This window comes from Virgibacillus sp. M23, assembly GCF_034190895.1.
Lineage (GTDB): Bacteria > Bacillota > Bacilli > Bacillales > Amphibacillaceae > Virgibacillus > Virgibacillus salarius.
In genome coordinates this window covers 1-437 of the sequence record NZ_JAWDHA010000275.1, presented here as the reverse complement: position 1 = coordinate 437, position 437 = coordinate 1, and the positions used below count along the sequence as shown (strand labels likewise).

The window sequence follows — 437 nt, the reverse complement described above, 5'->3', positions numbered from 1 at the left end:
GGATCAACCGTTTATCTTGATCTGCCCTCCTACCTTTATTCATTACACGTATTTCAATCAGCTGGTATGAAGCTGACTGGACTTCCTATCGATAATGAAGGACTTTTGCCTGAAAATGTTCATTTAACAAGAGGAGAGCGTGGAAGGGCTATCTTATATACAAATCCATGTTTTCACAATCCGACTGGTATTCTTATGTCTAAAAAGCGGCGGGAAGAAATCCTAGCAGTAAGTGAGAATACACAGCTTCCTATTATTGAAGATGACATTTATCGTGAGTTATGGATCGATGAAATTCCGCCATATCCTATTAAAACAATTGATAAAAATGGACATGTACTGTATATAGGAAGTTTATCGAAAACTTTAAGCCCAGGTTTGAGGATTGGATGGATCGTCGGACCGGAACCGGTGATTGAACGTTTATCTGACATTAA

At 38.7% G+C, this 437-nt stretch carries 1 protein-coding gene; it reads left to right on the top strand.

What is annotated here, in order from left to right:
• Positions 1 to 437 (top strand): PLP-dependent aminotransferase family protein (locus RVS70_RS22530; RefSeq protein WP_321134959.1); only part of this gene is annotated, 437 nt, incomplete at both ends.